The organism is Stenotrophomonas sp. YJH_SMC_53 (genome assembly GCF_059369995.1).
This window is the reverse complement of the sequence record NZ_JCAFTF010000008.1, coordinates 1-18,244: the sequence shown is the minus strand read 5'-3', so window position 1 is coordinate 18,244 and position 18,244 is coordinate 1. Positions and strand designations below refer to the sequence as shown.

The 18,244-nt window shown below is 66.8% G+C and carries 14 protein-coding genes; 9 read left to right on the top strand and 5 right to left on the bottom strand.

Annotated elements, in window-relative coordinates; all coding sequences use genetic code 11:
- The first annotated feature begins 2 nt into the window (after window positions 1–2).
- The 9 genes from AC5P7X_RS13855 (at window position 3) to AC5P7X_RS13815 (ending at window position 9,660) form a co-directional block, all read left to right on the top strand.
- On the top strand, window positions 3–845 hold the full coding sequence (locus AC5P7X_RS13855; protein ID WP_111177428.1) for a glycine zipper 2TM domain-containing protein: 843 nt from the start codon (window positions 3–5) through the stop codon (window positions 843–845).
- Window positions 846–970: 125 nt separating this feature from the next.
- Window positions 971–1,513, top strand: coding sequence for a GNAT family N-acetyltransferase (locus AC5P7X_RS13850; RefSeq protein WP_049410531.1), 543 nt, complete (start codon window positions 971–973; stop codon window positions 1,511–1,513).
- Window positions 1,514–1,688: 175 nt separating this feature from the next.
- Window positions 1,689–2,345 (top strand): glutathione S-transferase family protein, encoded by a 657-nt coding sequence (locus tag AC5P7X_RS13845; protein ID WP_032954328.1) that lies wholly within the window; start codon window positions 1,689–1,691, stop codon window positions 2,343–2,345.
- A gap of 61 nt (window positions 2,346–2,406) precedes the next feature.
- A complete protein-coding gene (locus AC5P7X_RS13840; RefSeq protein ID WP_329842310.1) occupies window positions 2,407–4,686 on the top strand; it encodes a transketolase C-terminal domain-containing protein in 2,280 nt (759 codons plus the stop codon).
- Window positions 4,687–4,689: 3 nt separating this feature from the next.
- On the top strand, window positions 4,690–6,642 hold the full coding sequence (gene asnB / locus AC5P7X_RS13835) for an asparagine synthase (glutamine-hydrolyzing) (protein WP_053499862.1): 1,953 nt from the start codon (window positions 4,690–4,692) through the stop codon (window positions 6,640–6,642).
- Window positions 6,643–6,708: 66 nt separating this feature from the next.
- Entirely contained in the window at window positions 6,709–7,269 is a 561-nt protein-coding gene (locus AC5P7X_RS13830; protein WP_049410520.1) for an NADPH-dependent FMN reductase, read from the top strand.
- A gap of 246 nt (window positions 7,270–7,515) precedes the next feature.
- Entirely contained in the window at window positions 7,516–8,946 is a 1,431-nt protein-coding gene (locus AC5P7X_RS13825) for a replicative DNA helicase (protein ID WP_005417526.1), read from the top strand.
- A gap of 247 nt (window positions 8,947–9,193) precedes the next feature.
- Complete coding sequence (locus AC5P7X_RS13820) at window positions 9,194–9,406, top strand: hypothetical protein (RefSeq protein WP_005417525.1); 213 nt, start codon at window positions 9,194–9,196, stop codon at window positions 9,404–9,406.
- Complete coding sequence (locus tag AC5P7X_RS13815; protein ID WP_080375107.1) at window positions 9,403–9,660, top strand: hypothetical protein; 258 nt, start codon at window positions 9,403–9,405, stop codon at window positions 9,658–9,660. Before AC5P7X_RS13820 ends, AC5P7X_RS13815 begins: the two co-directional genes overlap by 4 nt.
- Before the next feature lie 114 nt (window positions 9,661–9,774).
- Here AC5P7X_RS13815 and lpdA read toward each other — a convergent pair whose 3' ends face one another.
- From lpdA to AC5P7X_RS13790, 5 genes are all read right to left on the bottom strand, one after another.
- Complete coding sequence (lpdA, locus tag AC5P7X_RS13810; RefSeq protein WP_005417523.1) at window positions 9,775–11,211, bottom strand: dihydrolipoyl dehydrogenase; 1,437 nt, start codon at window positions 11,209–11,211, stop codon at window positions 9,775–9,777.
- 63 nt (window positions 11,212–11,274) lie between these two features.
- On the bottom strand, window positions 11,275–12,474 hold the full coding sequence (sucB, locus tag AC5P7X_RS13805; RefSeq protein WP_053499860.1) for a dihydrolipoyllysine-residue succinyltransferase: 1,200 nt from the start codon (window positions 12,472–12,474) through the stop codon (window positions 11,275–11,277).
- Window positions 12,475–12,514: 40 nt separating this feature from the next.
- Window positions 12,515–15,346 carry a 2-oxoglutarate dehydrogenase E1 component gene (locus tag AC5P7X_RS13800; protein ID WP_329842307.1) on the bottom strand — a complete coding sequence of 944 codons (2,832 nt, stop codon included), beginning with the start codon at window positions 15,344–15,346 and terminating at the stop codon, window positions 12,515–12,517.
- Window positions 15,347–15,532: 186 nt separating this feature from the next.
- Window positions 15,533–16,429, bottom strand: a complete 897-nt coding sequence (locus AC5P7X_RS13795) for a GNAT family N-acetyltransferase (protein WP_329842305.1) — start codon at window positions 16,427–16,429, stop codon at window positions 15,533–15,535.
- Window positions 16,430–16,438: 9 nt separating this feature from the next.
- Entirely contained in the window at window positions 16,439–17,851 is a 1,413-nt protein-coding gene (locus tag AC5P7X_RS13790) for a ribosomal protein uL16 3-hydroxylase (protein ID WP_053499854.1), read from the bottom strand.
- Between the last annotated feature and the right edge of the window lie 393 nt (window positions 17,852–18,244).

The window sequence follows — 18,244 nt, the reverse complement described above, 5'->3', positions numbered from 1 at the left end:
TCATGAAAAGCACAACTACAACTGTCCTGGTCGCAGCGGGCGCGCTGCTGGTTGGTGGCATCGCCACCGCCGCCTTCATGAAGAGTGGCGACCGCTCGCCCGACTCCATCAGCGCCGCAACCCCCAATGGCGAGTCGCGCCTGGTCGATGGCAACGCCACCGACGATGGCGTGCGTGGTGACCAGCTCGACCCGTCCGCGCCGCGCGGGCTGGAATATGCCGATGTGCTGAAGGTCGACCCGATCACCGAGAAGCAGAAGGCCTATGCCACCGTGATCGGCACCGATCCGGTGCGCGAGACCTCCACCACCCAGACCCCGCACGAGGTCTGCCAGGACGTGACGGTGCAGGAACGCCTGCCGGAGCGTGATGGCAACGTCGGCGGTACCGTGGTTGGCGCGGTGGTGGGTGGCCTGCTCGGCAACCAGGTCGGTGGCGGCAACGGCAAGAAGGCCGCGACCGCAGCCGGTGCGGTGGCCGGTGGCTTCATCGGCAACCAGATCGACAAGCGCCATGTGGGTGGTCGCGTGGTCAATCGTACCGAGCGCCAGTGCCACACCGAAACCGCAACGTCCGAGTCGAGCCGCGTCACCGGTTACAACGTGACCTATCGCAACGAGGACGGCACCACCGGCACCATGCGCATGGCCAGCAAGCCGGGCAGCCGCATCGCCATGGGTACCAATGATGTGGTGAAGGGCTACAACGTGACCTATCGCTATGATGGCGCCGAGAAGACCGTGCGCATGGACAACAAGCCGGCCAGCGATCGCCTGCCGGTGGTCGATGGCCAGCTGGTCACGCAGACCGCTGCTGCCGGCGCCACGGCGGCCACGCGCCAGTAATCCAGAACACCCTGCTGCACCCGACGGGCCGGCTCATGCCGGCCCGTTTCGTTGTGCGCACGGGCATTCATCCGTGGGCAAAGGGAATCGACCATGATGGACGCCCCCTTCGACAAGGAGTCGGCATGAGCATCTTCGACCTGCGCCTGGAAACCGAGCGGCTGATCCTGCGCCCGCTGCTGCGCGAGGACTACGAACCGTACCTGGCATTCTGTGCCGACGAGGAAACGATGCGCACCCTGGGGGGTGTTCAACCGCCCTCGGTGGCATGGCGCGGCTTCTGCAGCCTGGCCGGCGCCTGGCAGCTGTTCGGCTTCTCGATGTTCAGCGTGATCGAGAAATCCAGCGGTGACTGGATCGGCCGGATGGGACCGTGGCAGCCGCAGGACTGGCCTGGAACCGAGGTCGGTTGGGGTATTCGGCATGCCAGCTGGGGCCGGGGCTATGCACCGGAAGCGGCGGTTGCTGCCATCGACTGGGCATTCGACACGCTGGGCTGGGACGAGGTGATCCACACCATCGCCGAGAACAACGACAACTCGAGGGCGGTCGCGCGCAAGCTGGGCAGCACGCTGCTGCGCATGGGAGAGCTGCCGCCACCGTACAACGACAAGCCGATGCAGATCTGGGGCCAGTCGCGCGAACAATGGCGCCAGCGCGCGCGCTGAGCGTTGCAGGTAGTGCCGGCCGCTGGCCGGCAACCTCGATGTGGCAGGATTCGTGCGATTGCCGGCCAGCGGCCAGCGTTACCGTGGTGCCATGCTGCATCCGCGCTTGGCATTCACCGGCGGGCTTGCCAGACTGCGTGCAGCTGGCCGCCGGCCGGATCCGAGGAAGCAGGCAATGGTGGAAGAGCGCGTCCCGTTGACGGTGCATGGCATGTCGGTGTCCGGCAATTGCCACAAGGTCCGCCTGCTGCTGGAGCAGCTCGGCAGCCGCTACCGCTGGGTGGAAGTGGACAGTGCCCATGGCCAGACCCACACCGCCGAGTTCCTTGCGCTCAATCCCAACGCCAAGGTGCCGTTGATCGTCCGCGACGATGGCCGCGTGTTGACTGAATCCAATGCGATCCTGTTCTGGTTGGCCGAAGGGACGCCCTACCTGCCCACTGACGGTTGGGAACGTGCGCAGGCATTGAGCTGGATGTTCTTCGAGCAGTACACGCACGAGCCCTGCGTGGCGGTAGCGCGCTTCATCCGCGGCTGGACACCGCCCGATTCACCGCGCCGTGCTGAACTGCCACGCCTGCACGAGCGTGCCGCCACCGCGCTGGCCGTGATGGAGCAGCACCTGCGCGAAGCGCAGTGGTTCACCGGCAGCGCATACGGCATCGCCGACATTGCGCTGTTCGCCTATACCGACGTGGCAGGCGAGGGCGGCATCAGCCTGGCGCCCTTCCCGGAAGTGCGCGCCTGGCTGCAGCGCGTGCGTGCGCAGCCGCGCTTCGTGGCGATGCCAGCGGTGACCGCCGAGGTGCGCGCGCGCTTCGAGGCCGCCTGATCCCACAGGATAGTGCCCGGCGTTGCCGGGTGGAACGCAACAACGACACGGAGGGTGTTCGATGTTTGCTGTGGTTCCAGATCCGATTCCTGCGCGCATGCGCGTGCTCAACCGCGCCGAAGTGTGCGACGCCAATTTCCTCGACGCGGTGCGTGGCTGGCGAGGCACACCGCGCGCACGTCCTGCGCCGGACGCGCCGATCCTGCCGGGCAGCACGCTCAGCGCTGCGGCCTTCGGTGAGCTGTTCGATTCGCAGCTGGCCAGCCGCCAGCTGGACCTGATGGCGCGCGTATTGCGCGTGCAGAACAAGGTCTTCTATACCATCGGGTCGTCCGGCCATGAAGGCAACGCGCTGCTGGCGCGGGCCTGCCGGCATACCGACCCCGCATTCCTGCACTATCGCTCCGGCGCCTTCATGGTCGAGCGCTCGCGCCAGGTGCCGGGCATCGACCCGTTGCGCGATGCGGCGCTTTCATTCGCGGCCAGCGCCGATGACCCGGCCAGTGGCGGCCGGCACAAGGTTTGGGGCAGTAAGCCATTGTGGGTATTGCCGCAGACCTCGACCATCGCCTCGCACCTGCCGAAAGCGCTGGGCACCGCGCTGGCCATCGAGAGTGGCAAGCGGCTGGGCCATGCGCTTCCCATTCCGGCCGACAGCATCGTGCTGTGCTCGTTCGGCGACGCCTCGGCCAACCATGCCACTGCGCAGACCGCATTCAACACCGCGATGTGGGCGGCCTACCAGAAACTGCCGGCGCCAATCCTGTTCGTCTGCGAGGACAACGGGCTGGGCATCTCGGTGAAGACGCCGGACGGCTGGATTGCCGAGCGCTTCAGCCACCAGCCAGGGCTGGACTATTTCTTTGCCGATGGCCTCGACCTGGCCACTGGGCACGCCCAGGTGCAGGCCGCAGTGGACCACTGCCGGCGGACGCGGCGACCGACCTTCCTGCATCTCCGCACCACGCGCCTGATGGGCCACGCCGGCACCGACTTCGAGGTGGAATGGCGTGCATTGCCGGAATTGTGCGCGGCCGAGGCACAGGATCCGCTGTTGCGCTCGGCGCAGATCGCGTTGGAATCGGGCTGGATGGATGCAGCCGCCATCGAAGTGGCCTACGAGACGATGCGCGCGCGCTGCATGGCCGCCGCTGCCGATGCCGAAGGCCGTGCGAAGCTGCAGTCGCTGCAGGAGGTCATGGCGCCATTGGCACCCTATACGCCCGCAGCGGTGCAGGCCGAAGCCCGGCGCGAGGTCGCCGACGAAGCGCGCGAGGCACTCTATGGCGGTACCGAGGCCTTGCCGGAACGACAGGCGCCACGGCATCTCGCGATCCAGATCAACCACGGCCTGCTGGAACTGCTTGCGAAGTATCCGCAGAGCCTGCTGTTCGGCGAGGACGTGGCTCAGAAGGGCGGTGTCTACACCGTCACCAAGGATCTGCTGCGCCGCTTCGGTCCACGCCGGGTGTTCAACACGCTGCTGGATGAAACCATGATCCTGGGCATGGCGCAGGGCCTGGCCAACCTGGGCATGCTGCCGATTCCGGAGATCCAGTACCTGGCCTACCTGCACAACGCCATCGACCAGCTGCGTGGTGAAGCCTGTTCGCTGCAGTTCTTCTCCAACGACCAGTACCGCAACCCGATGCTGGTGCGGGTGGCCGGGCTGGGCTATCAGAAGGGTTTCGGCGGGCACTTCCACAACGACAACTCGATCACCGCGTTGCGCGACATCCCCGGGCTGGTGGTCGGCTGCCCCTCGCGCGGTGACGATGCGGTGATGATGCTGCGCACGCTGGCCGCATTGGCGCGGGTGGATGGGCGCGTGGCGGTGTTCCTGGAGCCGATCGCGCTGTACATGAGCAAGGACCTGCACGAAGCAGGGGATGGCCAGTGGCTGTTCGACTACCCGGCACAGGGCCAGGCGCTGGTGCCGGGCGAGGGCCGGGTGTATGCACCGGAGGCCGGAGACCTGGTGATCTACACCTATGGCAATGGCGTGCCGATGGCGTTGCGCGCGGCGCGGGCGATCGAGCAGCAGCTGGGCTGGCAGGTGCGGGTGGTCGACCTGCGCTGGCTGGTACCGTTGGATGCCGGCTTCATCGCGGCCCAGGCCGCGAGCGCGCGGCGGGTGCTGGTGCTGGACGAAGGCCGCCACAGCGGCGGAGTGGGTGAGGGCGTGGTCACGGCACTGGTCGAGGCCGGCTTTGGTCACCTGCCGCTGCGCCGCGTCTGTGGCGCCGACACCTACACGCCACTGGCAGGGGCAGCAATGTTCGGGCTTCCAAGCGACAATGCGGTGATTGGCGCCGCCCTCGACCTGGCGCAGGAACCCTGATGCATGTGTGGATTGGCGGGAATGTTGTTGCCGGCGCCGCTGGCGTCGGCCGAGGCGCTGCAGGCGCAGGCGCTGGCCATGGGCCAGGCGCTGCACCATCGCGGGCCGGATGATGGCGGCAGCTGGGTCGATGCCGAGGCGGGCATCGCGCTGGCGCATCGACGCCTGAGCATCCTCGACCTGTCCCCGCTGGGCCACCAGCCGATGGCCTCGGCGGACGGCCGCTACGTGATGGCCTACAACGGCGAGGTCTACAATTTCGCGGCCCTGCGTGAACAGCTGGAGCCGCTGGGGCACACCTTCCGCGGCCATTCCGACACCGAAGTACTGCTGGCGGCGATCCTGCAGTGGGGCGTCGAAGACACCCTGCAGCGCTGCAACGGCATGTTCGCCATCGCGCTGTGGGACCGTCAGGATCGTTGCCTGTGGCTGGCCCGCGACCGCGTCGGCAAGAAGCCGCTGTACTACGGCTGGGCCGGCGACGCGCTGGTGTTCGGTTCGGAACTGAAGGCGCTCTGGCAACACCCGGCGTTCGACAACGACATCGACCGCGATGCGCTCACCTTGCTGCTGCGGCTGGATTACATCCCGGCGCCGCACAGCATCCACCAGCGCTGCTACAAGCTGATGCCGGGCCGGGTGCTGCGGCTGGATGCAGCGGCTGTGGCCGCTGGCGCCGCGGCACACCGCCCGGAGCAGGCGCAGCGCCCGTACTGGGATGCGCGTGCACGCATGCAGGCGGCGTTGGCCGCCCCGTTCCAGGGCCGCATCGAGGAGGCCGAGGAACAGCTGGATACGCTGCTGCGCGATGCGGTGGCGCTGCGCATGGTGGCCGACGTGCCGGTCGGCGTGTTCCTGTCCGGCGGCACGGACTCATCGCTGGTGGCAGCGCTGATGCAGGCGCAGAGCGGGCAGCCGGTGCATAGTTTCAGCATCGGCTTCACCGACTCGGGACATGACGAAGCTCCGCTGGCCAGGGAGCTGGCGGCTCATCTCGGCTGTGATCACACCGAGTTGTACGTCAGTGGCGCCGACGCGCTGGCGGTGGTGCCTCAGTTGCCGGCGATGTTCGATGAACCTTTTGCCGATGCGTCGCAGGTGCCGACCGCGCTGGTGGCACGGCTGGCACGGCAGGGCGTGACCGTCGCGCTGTCCGGCGACGGTGGCGATGAGCTGTTCTTCGGCTACACCCGCTATGTACGCGCGCTGCGCAACTGGCAGATGCTCGGACGCGTGCCGGGGCCGCTGCGGCGCTGGATGGGCGCACGCTCGCAGCAGCAGGGCGAGGCCTCGCGGACCGGTGGCCTGGCGGCGCTGCTGGCCGAGACAGGCGCACGTGGCATCGGCGACGTCTACCGCAACCGCATCTCGCGCTGGCGCGACCCTGCCGCGGCGGTACCCGGTGCGCAGGCGGCCGGCAGCTTCTACGACCTGGCCGATCCGCTGCACGGCGCGGGGACACCGGCCGACGCGATGATGCTGGCCGATTTCGTGACCTACCTGCCCGATGACCTGTTGTGCAAGGTCGACCGGACCTCGATGGCGGTCAGCCTGGAGGCGCGCGCGCCATTGCTGGACTGGCGCGTGGCCGAGTTCGCCTGGTCGCTGCCGCTGGGCTTCAAGCGCAGTGAGACGACCAGCAAGGTGCTGCTCAAGCGCGTGCTGGGCCGTTACGTGCCGCATTCAATGGTGCACCGTCCCAAGCGCGGTTTCGGCGCACCGGTCAGTGACTGGTTGAAGGGCGACCTGCGACCCTGGGCAGAGGACCTGCTGCAGCCGGCGCGGCTGGAGCGTGAGGGCGTGCTGTCGGCGGCGGCGGTGCAGCCGCTGTGGCAGCAGTTCCTGGGGGGGCAGCGCAAGTGGCATACCCACTTGTGGAACGTGCTGATGTTCCAGGCCTGGCAGGCGCATTGGCGGCAGGCGCGGACCGGCGTGACCGGCGTGACCGGCGGCTGATCTTCACCGGATGGCACGGGCCTGGCGACTAGGCTGGGCCTCCCGCACCGTGAGGAGTATGTCCCGATGTCCGTCCCCACCATCGCCGTGTTCGTTGGCAGCCTGCGCAAGGATTCCTGCAACCGCAAGCTGGCCCATGCGCTGGAGAAGCTCGCCGGTGATCGCGCGCGCTTCCAGTACGTGCAGATCGGCGATCTGCCGTTGTACGACCAGGATTTCGACGCTGATTATCCGCCGCAGGGCACCCGGCTGAAGGATCAGGTGCGCGCCGCCGACGCGGTGCTGTTCGTGACACCCGAGTACAACCGGTCGGTGCCCGGCGTGCTCAAGAACGCCATCGATATCGGATCGCGCCCGTACGGTGACAGTGCGTTTGCCGGCAAGCCGGCGGCGGTGATCGGCGCCTCCATCGGCCAGATCGGTACCGCCGTGGCCCAGCAGCACCTGCGCAACAGCCTGGCCTTCCTGGACATGCATGTGCTGGGCCAGCCCGAGGCATTCATCCACTTCAAGGACGGCCTGATCGATGCCGATGGCACGATCCACAACGAAGGCACGCAGAAGTTCCTGCAGGGCTACGTGGACCGGTTCCTGGCGTTGATCGCAGTGCACGTCAAGGGCGATTGACGCCTGCGGGTCAGAGTCCCCTGCGTCGCAGGGGATCCGACCCCGGGGCGTTGATCTGCGATAATGTCCCGCTCGGGCGCCGCAACGGCGCCCGTCGCAGGCAGTGCGACGCTTTCACGCCAGTCTGGCCAGGTACCGGCGGATATCCCCCGTTTTCCCACGGCTTATCCACAGGCTTGTCCATGGCTGCCGGGGTCGGCACATGCCTACACTCGTCTGGCCCACTTTTGCAGGAAACACCGCAGCATGTCCGCTCGTCCCGGCTTCCGTTCCAACCGCAGAGAGCGCGGTGATGGCTTCGATCGCGATCGCGACGAGTCGCGCATCGACCAGTTGCGGGTACCGCCCCATTCGGTGGAAGCCGAGCAGGCGGTGCTGGGTGGCCTGATGCTGGCGCCCGAGGCGTATGACCGTGTCAACGACCAGCTGACCGAAAGCGACTTCTATCGTCGCGATCACCAGATGATCTATCGTGCGATCCGCGAGCTGTCCGAGCGCGAACGGCCGTTCGACGCGGTGACGCTGGGCGAGTGGTTTGAATCGCAGGGCAAGATGGAACTGGTGGGTGACGGCGCCTACCTGATCGAACTGGCCAGTACCACGCCGTCAGCTGCCAACATCGTGGCCTACGCCGAGATCGTGCGCGACAAGGCGGTGCTGCGGCAGCTGATCCAGGTCGGCACCGACATCGTCAACGACGGTTTCCAGCCGGAGGGGCGTGACAGCAGCGAGCTGCTGGCCTCGGCGGAAAAGAGCGTGTTTGCAATCGCCGAACAGGGTGCGCGTGGCCGTACCGATTTCGTGGCCATGCCCGGTGCACTGAAGGATGCCTTCGAGGAGCTGCGCAACCGCTTCGAGAACGGCGGCAACATCACCGGCCTGCCGACCGGTTACAACGATTTCGACGCGATGACCGCTGGCCTGCAGCCGACCGACCTGATCATCCTCGCGGCGCGCCCGGCAATGGGCAAGACCACCTTCGCGCTGAACATCGCCGAGTACGCGGCGATCAAGTCGAAGAAGGGCGTGGCCGTGTTCTCGATGGAAATGTCGGCGTCGCAGCTGGCGATGCGCCTGATTTCCTCCAATGGACGCATCAACGCGCAGCGCCTGCGTACCGGCCAGCTGGAAGACGAGGACTGGAGCCGCGTCACCAGCGCGATCAAGATGCTGAAGGAAACCAAGATCTTCATCGACGACACGCCGGGCGTGTCGCCGGAAGTGCTGCGTTCCAAGTGCCGCCGCCTCAAGCGCGAGCATGACCTGGGCCTGGTGGTGATCGATTACCTGCAGCTGATGAGCGTGCCGGGCAACAGCGAGAACCGCGCGACCGAAATCTCGGAAATCTCGCGTTCGCTGAAGGGCCTGGCCAAGGAACTGAACGTGCCGGTGATCGCGCTGTCGCAGCTCAACCGCTCGCTGGAAACGCGTACCGACAAGCGCCCGGTGATGGCCGACCTTCGCGAATCGGGCGCAATCGAGCAGGACGCGGACATGATCGTGTTCATCTACCGCGACGACTACTACAACAAGGAAAACTCGCCGGACAAGGGCCTGGCCGAAATCATCATCGGCAAGCACCGTGGTGGCCCGACCGGCTCGTGCAAACTGAAGTTCTTCGGTGAGTACACCCGCTTCGACAACCTGGCCCACGACTCGGTCGGTTCGTTCGAATAGCGGTCATGCCGGCCGCTGGCCGGCAACCACCATCGGGCGAGCCAAGGCACCGGCAGGAGCTGCTGTCAGCGCGGGTTCCATGCGGTCGCCACGAAGCGCAGCCGGGCATGGGCATGGGCGTGGCGTTGCACTGCGCTGGGCCGGTTTCATCGCCGCCAGCCCGGTTTCGTCGCAAACTGTTTGCCGGCGCCAGGGTAGGGCGCCAAGGTGTCCGCAGGCGGCAGGGTGCCGTCCCAAGGAGACCGTGATGAAGACCCTGTTCGCGCTCGGTGTGTGGTGCCTGCTGTTCGTACTGTGCTGGCCGCTGGCGATCCTCGCCCTGATCGCCTGGCCGTTCGTGTGGCTGCTGAGCCTGCCGTTCCGACTGGTCGGCATCACCTTTTCGGCGCTGTTCGCCTTCCTGCGCGCGCTGTTCATGCTGCCGGCGCGCATGCTCGGTGGCCGGGCGGTGCCCGCATGAGGGCGCTGGTGCTGGTCGGTCTGGCCCTGTTGGCGGGCCCGCTACAGGCCGCTCCTCCAGCACCGCCTTCGGTGTGGCTGGAGCGCCAGCAGGCAGCCGGTGCCGACGAAGCGAATGCTGCTGGGGCGAAGGCTTCGACGCGGCCCGGGGACAGGGAGCGCTGCCGGGTCACGAAGGAATGGAAGGTCGGCGAGACGGTGGTGCAGCATCGCATCTGTGACGATCCACCGAAGAAGCCCGCTGGAAAGGTGTAGCGCCGAGCCCAATGCTAGGCGCTACAGGAAAATGAGCAACAAAAAACCCCGCCGAGGCGGGGTTTCTTGAATCCGGGTGAAGCCGGCCAGCGGCCGGCACTAGCAGGTGGACGATCAGTTCGCTTTGTGGATGGCGCGCTTGCTGACCGCCATCGCGGCGTCGTGGATCACTTCCGACAGCGACGGGTGGGCGTGGCAGATGCGGGCCAGGTCATCGGCCGAGCCGCTGAACTCCATGGTCAGCACGCCTTCGTGCACCAGTTCGGAGACGTTGGCGCCAACCAGGTGCATGCCGAGGATGCGATCGGTTTCGGCATGGGCCAGGATCTTCACGAACCCCGCCGGCTCGATCATCGCTACGGCACGGCCGTTGGCGGCGAACGGGAAGCTGCCGGCCTTGTACGGAATGCCCTCGGCCTTCAGCTGGGCTTCGGTCTTGCCGACCCAGGCCAGTTCCGGCTCGGTGTAGATGACCCACGGGATGGTGTCGAAGTTGACGTGGCCCGGCAGGCCGGCGATCAGCTCAGCCACCGCGATGCCTTCCTCGAAGCCCTTGTGCGCCAGCATCGGGCCGCGCACGCAGTCGCCGACCGCCCACACGCCGTTGACGCCGGTGTGGCAGTGCGCGTCGACTTCGATCTGGCCGCGCTCGTTGACCTTGACGCCGGTGCCTTCGGCCAGCAGGCCCTTGGTGGCGGCGCGACGGCCGACGGCCACCAGTAGCTTGTCCACGGTCAGGGTCTTTTCGCCTTCCGCGTCAGTGTAGGTGACGATGACTTCCTTCTTCTTGCCCTTGCCGGTGATCTCGGTCTTGGAAACCTTGGCATTGAGCTTGATGTCCAGGCCCTGTTTCTTGAATTCCTTGGCAGCGGCCTTGGCCACTTCGGCGTCGGCAGCCGCCAGGAACTCCGGCATGGCCTCAAGGATGGTGACTTCAGCGCCCAGGCGCTTCCACACGCTGCCCAGTTCCAGGCCGATCACGCCGGCACCGATCACCGCCAGGCGGTTCGGCACTTCGGTGAAGTCCAGGCCGCCGACGTTGTCGACGATGGTCTCGCCGTCGAACTTGGCGAACGGCAGTTCGATCGAATCCGAACCGGCCGCGATGATGACGTTGGTGCCCTTCAGCTCGACTTCCGAACCGTCGTGCTGCTTCACCTTGACCACGTTGCCCGGCTGCAGCTGGCCGAAGCCGTAGTAGGCGGCGACCTTGTTGGCCTTGAACAGCATGCCGATGCCGCCGGTGAACTGCTTGACGATCTTGTCCTTGCGGCCAATCATCGCCTCGACGTCAATCTTGGCATCCTTGAAGCTGATGCCGTGGTCGCCAAAGATGTGGCCCATGTTCCAGAACTGGCGCGAGGAATCGAGCAGCGCCTTGGACGGGATGCAGCCCACGCGCAGGCAGGTGCCGCCGAGGGCCGGCTTGCCGTCCTTGCCCAGCGCTGCGTCGATGCAGGCGGTCTTCAGGCCCAGCTGGGCCGCGCGGATGGCAGCGTGGTAACCGGCCGGGCCGGCACCGATGACGACGACGTCGAATTGTTCAGCCATTGAATTATTCCTTGATGCATTACCAGAACCCCTCCGCGCAGGCGCGGAGGGGCGGGAGGTTTCTTACAGGCCGAACAGCATGCGGCCCGGGTTTTCCAGCTGGTTCTTGATGTCCACCAGGAACTGCACCGAGTCCTTGCCGTCGATGATGCGGTGGTCGTAGGACAGCGCCAGGTACATCATCGGCGCGATCACGACCTGGCCGTTCTGAGCGATCGGACGCTCCTTGATGGCGTGCATGCCCAGGATGGCGCTCTGCGGCGGGTTGATGATCGGGGTCGACAGCAGCGAACCGAAGGTGCCGCCGTTGGTCACGGTGAAGGTGCCGCCCTGCAGTTCTTCCAGGCCCAGCTTGCCGTCACGTGCCTTCTTGGCGTAGTCGGCGATGGTCTTCTCGATGTCGGCGAACGACATGCGCTCGACGTTGCGCAGGACCGGCGTGACCAGGCCCTTCTCGGTCGACACGGCGATCGAGATGTCCGAGTAGCCGTGGTAGATGATGTCGTCGCCGTCGATCGAGGCGTTGACCAGCGGGAAGCGCTGCAGCGCGTTGGCAGCGGCCTTCACGAAGAAGCTCATGAAGCCCAGCTTGATGCCGTGGGCCTTGACGAACTCGTCCTGCAGCTCCTTGCGCGCCGCCGACACCTTGGACAGGTCGACTTCGTTGAAGGTGGTCAGCATGGCGGTGGAGTTCTTCGACTCCATCAGGCGCTCGGCGATGCGCTTGCGGATGCGGGTCATCGGCACGCGCTCTTCCGGACGTGCACCACCGGCCTTGCCGGCGCCGCCGTTGCGGGCGAAGTTGACGATGTCTTCCTTGGTCACTGCACCACGACGGCCGGTGCCGTCGACGTCGGCCGGGTTCACGCCTTCGGTGATGGCGGTGAAGCGGGCGCCCGGCGGCAGGGTGTCGGCGGCCGACTTGGCAGCCGGAGCCGGAGCGGCGGCAGCGGCCGGAGCAGCGGCGGCCGGTGCGGCTTCAGCCTTCTTCTCTTCAGCGGCCGGGGCCGGAGCCGCAGCCACGGCGCCTTCTTCGATGATCGCCACGACCTGGCTGGAGGTCACGGTATCGCCTTCCTTGAACTTGATTTCCTTCAGCACGCCGTCAACCGGCGACGGCACTTCCAGCACGACCTTGTCGGTTTCCAGGTCAAGCAGGTTTTCGTCGCGCTTGACGGCGTCGCCCACCTTCTTGTGCCAGGTGGCGATGGTGCCGTCGGCGACGGATTCGGGCAGTACCGGGGCTTTGACTTCGGTGGCCATTGCGGGAGCTTCCTGGTTTGTCTTCTAAATAGGGGGAGGATTATTCAGCGAACGTGTCGTTGAACGGGTTGACCAGTGCGTCGGCAATCAGCTGCTGCTGTTCGCGGACGTGGTCAGCCATGTGACCGGCAGCCGGCGACGCCGAACGTGCGCGACCGGCGTAGTGCAGGTTCTGGCCATCGGCCAGGCAGAACTGCAGGTGGTGGCGGATCTGGTACCACGCGCCCTGGTTCTGCGGTTCTTCCTGCGTCCACACCACGTCGGTGGCCTTGCCGTACTTCTTCAGCTCGGCAGCCAGCAGCGCACGCGGGAACGGATACAGCTGCTCCACGCGGATGATCGCCACGTCGTCCTGGCCACGCTTGGTCTGGTCTTCCAGCAGGTCGTAGTAGACCTTGCCCGAGCACAGCACCACGCGCTTGACCTTCTTGGCATCGGCATTGGCGTCGCCGATCAGGTGCTGGAACTCGCCATTGGCCAGTTCGTCCAGGGTCGACACGGCCAGCTTGTGGCGCAGCAGCGACTTCGGCGACATCACCACCAGCGGCTTGCGGGTGGTCATGTGCAGCTGGCGACGCAGCATGTGGAAGGCCTGCGCCGGGGTCGACGGCACGACAACCAGCATGTTCTCCAGGGCGCACAGCTGCAGGAAGCGCTCCAGGCGCGCCGAGCTGTGTTCCGGGCCTTGTCCTTCATAGCCATGCGGCAGCAGCAGGGTCAGGCCGGAAATGCGGCCCCACTTGGCTTCACCGGCGGCGATGAACTGGTCGATCACCACCTGGGCACCGTTGGCGAAGTCGCCGAACTGGCCTTCCCAGATGCACAGCGTGTTCGGATCGGTGGTGGAGAAGCCGTACTCGTAGGCCATCACCGCTTCTTCGCTCAGCAGCGAATCGATGACGGTGGCCTTCTCCGGCGAATCCACCAGCTGCCGCAGCGGCATGTAGTAGTTGTCGGTCTTCTGGTCGTGCAGGATCGCGTGGCGGTGCGTGAACGTACCGCGGCCGACGTCCTGGCCGACCAGGCGCAGCGCATGGCCTTCGTCGAGCAGGGTGGCGTAGGCCAGGTTCTCGGCAAAGCCCCAGTCGCCCGCGATCTCGCCGGCGGCCATCTTGCGGCGGTCGTCGTAGACCTTGGCCACGCGCGAGTGCAGCTGCACTTCGTCCGGGATGGTGTTGATCAGCTTGGCCAGCTCGACCAGCTTGTTCTTCTCGACCTTGGTCGAGACCGGGTCGGACAGCTTGCCTTCCAGCAGCTTCGGCCAATCGACGAACAGCGGGCTGGTCGGCGGAGTCTTCTCGACCTTGGCCAGCTCGGTGGTCACTTCACCGGCGTCCAGCTTCTCGCGGTAGGCATCGACCATGGCCTTGCCGGCACCGGCGGCGATCACGCCCGCCTTTTCCAACTGCTCGGCATACATCTCGCGGGTGGTCGGGTGCTTGCGGATCACCTGGTACATCAGCGGCTGGGTGATCGCCGGCTCGTCGGCCTCGTTGTGGCCCCAACGGCGGTAGCACATCAGGTCGATGACCACGTCCTTGGCGAACTTCTGGCGGAACTCGAAGGCCAGCTGCGCGGCGAACACGACGGCTTCCGGATCATCGCCGTTCACGTGCAGCACCGGGGCGGCGATCATCTTCGCCACGTCGGTGGCATAGCGCGTGGAGCGCGTATCCAGCGGGTTGGAAGTGGTGAAGCCGACCTGGTTGTTGACCACGATGTGCACGGTGCCGCCGACGGCGAAGCCGCGGGCCTGCGACATCTGGAACAGCTCCATGACCACGCCCTGGCCGGAGAAGGCCGCGTCGCCGTGGATCAGGATCGGCATGACCTGCTTGCGTGCGGTGTCCTTGCGGCGCTCCTGGCGCGAACGCACGGAACCGGCCACGACCGGGTCGGCGATTTCCAGGTGCGACGGGTTGAACGCCAGCGCCAGGTGCACCGGGCCACCGTCGGTGGCCACGTCGGCGGAGAAGCCCATGTGGTACTTCACGTCGCCGGCCGACGCGTGCTCGTCGTGCTCGAACTTGCCTTCGAATTCGTCGAACAGCTTGCGCGGGTTCTTGCCCAGGGTGTTGACCAGCACGTTCAGGCGGCCGCGGTGGGCCATGCCGATCACCACGTCCTTGACGCCATCCTTGCCGGCGCTGCGGATGATGGTGTCCATCATCGGGATCAGCGAGTCGCCGCCTTCCAGCGAGAAGCGCTTCTGGCCGACGTACTTGGTGTGCAAGTAGCGCTCCAGGCCTTCGGCCGCGGTCAGGCGCTCCAGGGTGCGGCGCTGGGTTTCAGCGTCCAGCTGGTAGTTGCCACCGGCCGCTTCCAGCTTCCTGTAGATCCACTGGCGTTGCTCGACCTCGGAGATGTGCATGAACTCCGCACCGATCGAGCCAGTGTAGGTCGCCTTCAGGCGTGCGAGCAGGTCGCGCAGCTTCATGCGCGGCTGGCCGCCGACGCCGCCGGTGCTGAACTCGCTGTTGAGATCGGCATCGGACAGGTTGTGGAACGGCAGGCCCAGGTCCGGGGTGTTCACCGGCGCGGCCAGGCCCAGCGGATCGAGGCGGGCGTCCAGGTGGCCGCGCGAGCGGTAGGCGGTGATCAGACGACCGACATTGCGCTCGCGCTCGTCGCCCGCACCGGTGCCGGTGCCAGCTTTCAGCGCATCCTTGGCCGCGTCCGCGATGTGGGAGATGACGGCCGAGTGCGGAATGTCACCTGCTTCGCGGCCCTTGAAGCCGTCGAAGTAGGTTTTCCATTTGGGATCGACACTATCCGGGGAGACCAGGTACTGCTCGTACAGGTCCTCGACATAGGAGGCGTTGCCGCCGGCGAGTTGCGAAGATTGCGCAAACTGCTTCAGTTGATTGTCCACGATGGAGGGTGTTGATTCGCTTTGTGGGGTATGGCTTCAGAAGGACCCGGCAGGAAGATGAATAGCCCTGCGCGGGCGCGTTCAAACAGCCAAATTGTACCCCCAACGGGACACGAAGGGGCACCACTGCGGGCATCCCACGTCCGCCGGTGCCGGTTCCAGACAGGTTGGGTCAGCGGCGCCGGCTCAGATGCCGAGCGCGCGCAGTTCGCTGCAATCGCGCGAACGGTCCCAGACGCGCTGCAATTGCTGCCCGAACGGCTGCGAACGTGCCGGCAGCGCGATACCGGCCTCGCCGTCGAGGCGATGGCCGATCAGACGAAAGTAGAAGTCGCCCGCATCGTTGAGCAGGCAGGAAGAGGCCAGCGCGCGGTCGACCGGGTCGCTGACCTCGCGGAACTGGATCACGCTTGGCAAGCGCTGGGCCAGCGCCAGCAGCGGTGCCCCGGCAGAGGCGATCGCAGCGGCATCGTGCACGATCACCCGCAGCTGCTTGTCGTGGCGGGCGGTGACGAAGCGGCGCAGGGCGGCCTGCACCGGCGCCGCGTCGAGCAGTCCCGGGTCCAGCTGGCGGCTGTGCAGCCACAGCTGGCGGCGGGCGCGGTGGACGATGGCCGTGGTAATGGCCACCGCCTCGGCGCGGCAGTCGATCGCGCCGGTCGCGCCCAGCCGGCGGCGCATCTGCTGGTGGCCGATGCCGGCCTCCTCGAACGCCTCGCCTTCCGGCAGGAAGCCCTGGCGGGCATAGAAATCGCGGGCGGGTAGTTGGGCGTGCAGGTGCAGCTCGGCCAGGCCGAGCCTGCGCCCGGCCTCGACCAGTGCCTCCAGCAGGGCCTCACCGACCCCGTGGCTGCGATGGCTGGCCAGCACGGCCATACGGCCGATGCGGCCGTCCGGGGCCAGCCGGCCGGTGCCGACCGGCTGGTTGTCACTGTCCAGTGCCAGCACATGGACGCTGACCGGGTCCAGCGCATCGCGTTCCAGTTCCGCTGCGATGCCCTGTTCCTGCACGAACACGCGTTGGCGCACGTCGTGGATGGCAACGTGGGCGTCGGCGTGGCTGACCTGCTGGACCCGGATCATGGTGAGGGCTCAGGCCCGGCCAGTGCTGTCGTCTTCGTCGTCGTCCTCGAAGTTGACGATGACCTCGATACCGTCGTCGTGCACGGTCACGGAGTGGACATCGTCGGACACCGCGTCGGCGTCGATCGCGTCGACGCGGTCACGGCCTTCGACCACTTCGCCGAGGACCACGGCGTCTTCGCCGTCGTCCTCCTCTTCAGCGTCGTACACCTCGTTCGGATCGATCAGCTGGAACACGCCACCGACCAGCAGCTGCTGGAGCACGGCACGGCCCTTGTCGGACAGGCCGCGATAGGCGGCGGCGTCGAGCTGCTCGGCTCCGGCCAGGCGCTGGGCGTCCTTCACCGGCAGCGCGAAGTCCTGGCCGCTGACGTACAGGCTGGCGCCGCGCTTGGCCCGGCGCCAGGCCAGGCGTGCCCACGGGTGGCGCTGCAGCAGCAGGCCGGAGGCCAGCGCCTGGACCACTTCCTCCGGTGCCGGTGCGGCCTGGTGGGCCATCACCTCGCCGGCGGCGCGGTAGGTGGTGATGAAGCGACCGAACCAGTCACCCAGCTTGTCCGGGTCGTTCATGCGGATGGCGTTGAGCGCGGTGATCACCCGCGCCATCGCCACCGTGTCGATTTCGTTCGGGTCGGCCGGCACCTTGAGGTCGGCATCCTGGTAACGGATGTTCTCGTCGGCATCGGCGATCAGGGTGTCGAGGTAGTCGCTGATCAGCTCGGCCGAGGACGGCGCGCGCATGCCGAAGGAGAACGTCAGGCAGGGATCCTCGGCGACGCCGTGGTGCGGCACGTTCGGCGGCAGGTACAACATGTCGCCCGGCGCCAGCACCCAGTCGTGGGTCGGCTTGAACACCTTCAGCAGCTTCAGTTCCACGTCCGGGCGGAAGCCCAGCGGTGGCTGCTTGCCCTTGATCGATTCGCTGGCGTCGATCTGCCAGCGGCGGTGGCCGTGGGCCTGCAGCAGGAACACGTCGTACTGGTCGACATGGGCGCCGACCGAGCCGCCGGTGGCGGCGAAGCTGATCATCACGTCATCCATGCGCCAACGCGGCAGGAAGCTGAAGTGCTCGATCAGGGCGCGCACGTCCGGGTCCCACTTGTCCACGTCCTGCACCAGCAGGGTCCAGTCGTGGTCGGGCAGGGCGGGGAACACGTCTTCCTGGAACGGGCCGGTGCGCACGCGCCAGCCGTCCCGGGTCTTGTCGTGCTCGATCAGGCGCGCCAGCACGCCTTCCTCGCAGGCCAGCCCGGCCAGGTCTTCCGGCTGCACCGGGGTCTGGAAGTTGGGGAAGGCGTTGCGGATCAGCAGCGGGCGTTTCTGCCAGAAGTCGCGCAGGAAGGTGGCCGGCGCCATCCCCAGCGGCTGGCCGGGGCGGGCGGTGACTTCGATGAGGGGGGCGGAGGACTTGCGGGCGGCCATGGGGGGAATCCTTGCAGCGGAAAGCGGGAGGGGCGGCGTGGCGGGCCGCCAAGGTCTCCATTGTCCGCCGTTCGTGGGGATTGCGCACGTGCGGTGGTTTGTCGCGGGGTGTCCGGCCAACGGCGGAGCCCCTCGTGGCGGGGGCTGGGTGGGTCGCTGAAAGCAAAAGCCGGGTTTGGCCGGGCGGGTGGGCTGCGCGGGGGACGCTGCAAGTACGTCCCTGTAAGCTTGGCCGCCGCATCCATGCGGCGGACTGATCTGGCCCCCTGAAAACGGACGCCATGAAGCCGTTTCAGGCGGCAGGCCGAAGCTGCCGGGCGTAGTTGTTAGGCGAGTGGTAGCCCAGCGCCGAGTGTAGCCGGGCTGGATTGTAGAAGCCGTGGATGTAAGCAG

Excerpts from the sequence above, each read along its gene's own strand:
- AC5P7X_RS13855 (WP_111177428.1), top strand. The coding sequence starts at position 3 with ATGAAAAGCACAACTACAACTGTCCTGGTCGCAGCGGGCGCGCTGCTG.
- AC5P7X_RS13830 (WP_049410520.1), top strand. The coding sequence starts at position 6,709 with ATGTCCGTCCCCACCATCGCCGTGTTCGTTGGCAGCCTGCGCAAGGAT.
- AC5P7X_RS13840 (WP_329842310.1), top strand. The coding sequence starts at position 2,407 with ATGTTTGCTGTGGTTCCAGATCCGATTCCTGCGCGCATGCGCGTGCTC.
- AC5P7X_RS13820 (WP_005417525.1), top strand. The coding sequence starts at position 9,194 with ATGAAGACCCTGTTCGCGCTCGGTGTGTGGTGCCTGCTGTTCGTACTG.
- AC5P7X_RS13795 (WP_329842305.1), bottom strand. The coding sequence starts at position 16,429 with ATGATCCGGGTCCAGCAGGTCAGCCACGCCGACGCCCACGTTGCCATC.
- AC5P7X_RS13790 (WP_053499854.1), bottom strand. The coding sequence starts at position 17,851 with ATGGCCGCCCGCAAGTCCTCCGCCCCCCTCATCGAAGTCACCGCCCGC.
- AC5P7X_RS13825 (WP_005417526.1), top strand. The coding sequence starts at position 7,516 with ATGTCCGCTCGTCCCGGCTTCCGTTCCAACCGCAGAGAGCGCGGTGAT.
- AC5P7X_RS13845 (WP_032954328.1), top strand. The coding sequence starts at position 1,689 with ATGGTGGAAGAGCGCGTCCCGTTGACGGTGCATGGCATGTCGGTGTCC.
- asnB (WP_053499862.1), top strand. The coding sequence starts at position 4,690 with ATGTGTGGATTGGCGGGAATGTTGTTGCCGGCGCCGCTGGCGTCGGCC.
- sucB (WP_053499860.1), bottom strand. The coding sequence starts at position 12,474 with ATGGCCACCGAAGTCAAAGCCCCGGTACTGCCCGAATCCGTCGCCGAC.
- AC5P7X_RS13850 (WP_049410531.1), top strand. The coding sequence starts at position 971 with ATGAGCATCTTCGACCTGCGCCTGGAAACCGAGCGGCTGATCCTGCGC.
- AC5P7X_RS13815 (WP_080375107.1), top strand. The coding sequence starts at position 9,403 with ATGAGGGCGCTGGTGCTGGTCGGTCTGGCCCTGTTGGCGGGCCCGCTA.
- lpdA (WP_005417523.1), bottom strand. The coding sequence starts at position 11,211 with ATGGCTGAACAATTCGACGTCGTCGTCATCGGTGCCGGCCCGGCCGGT.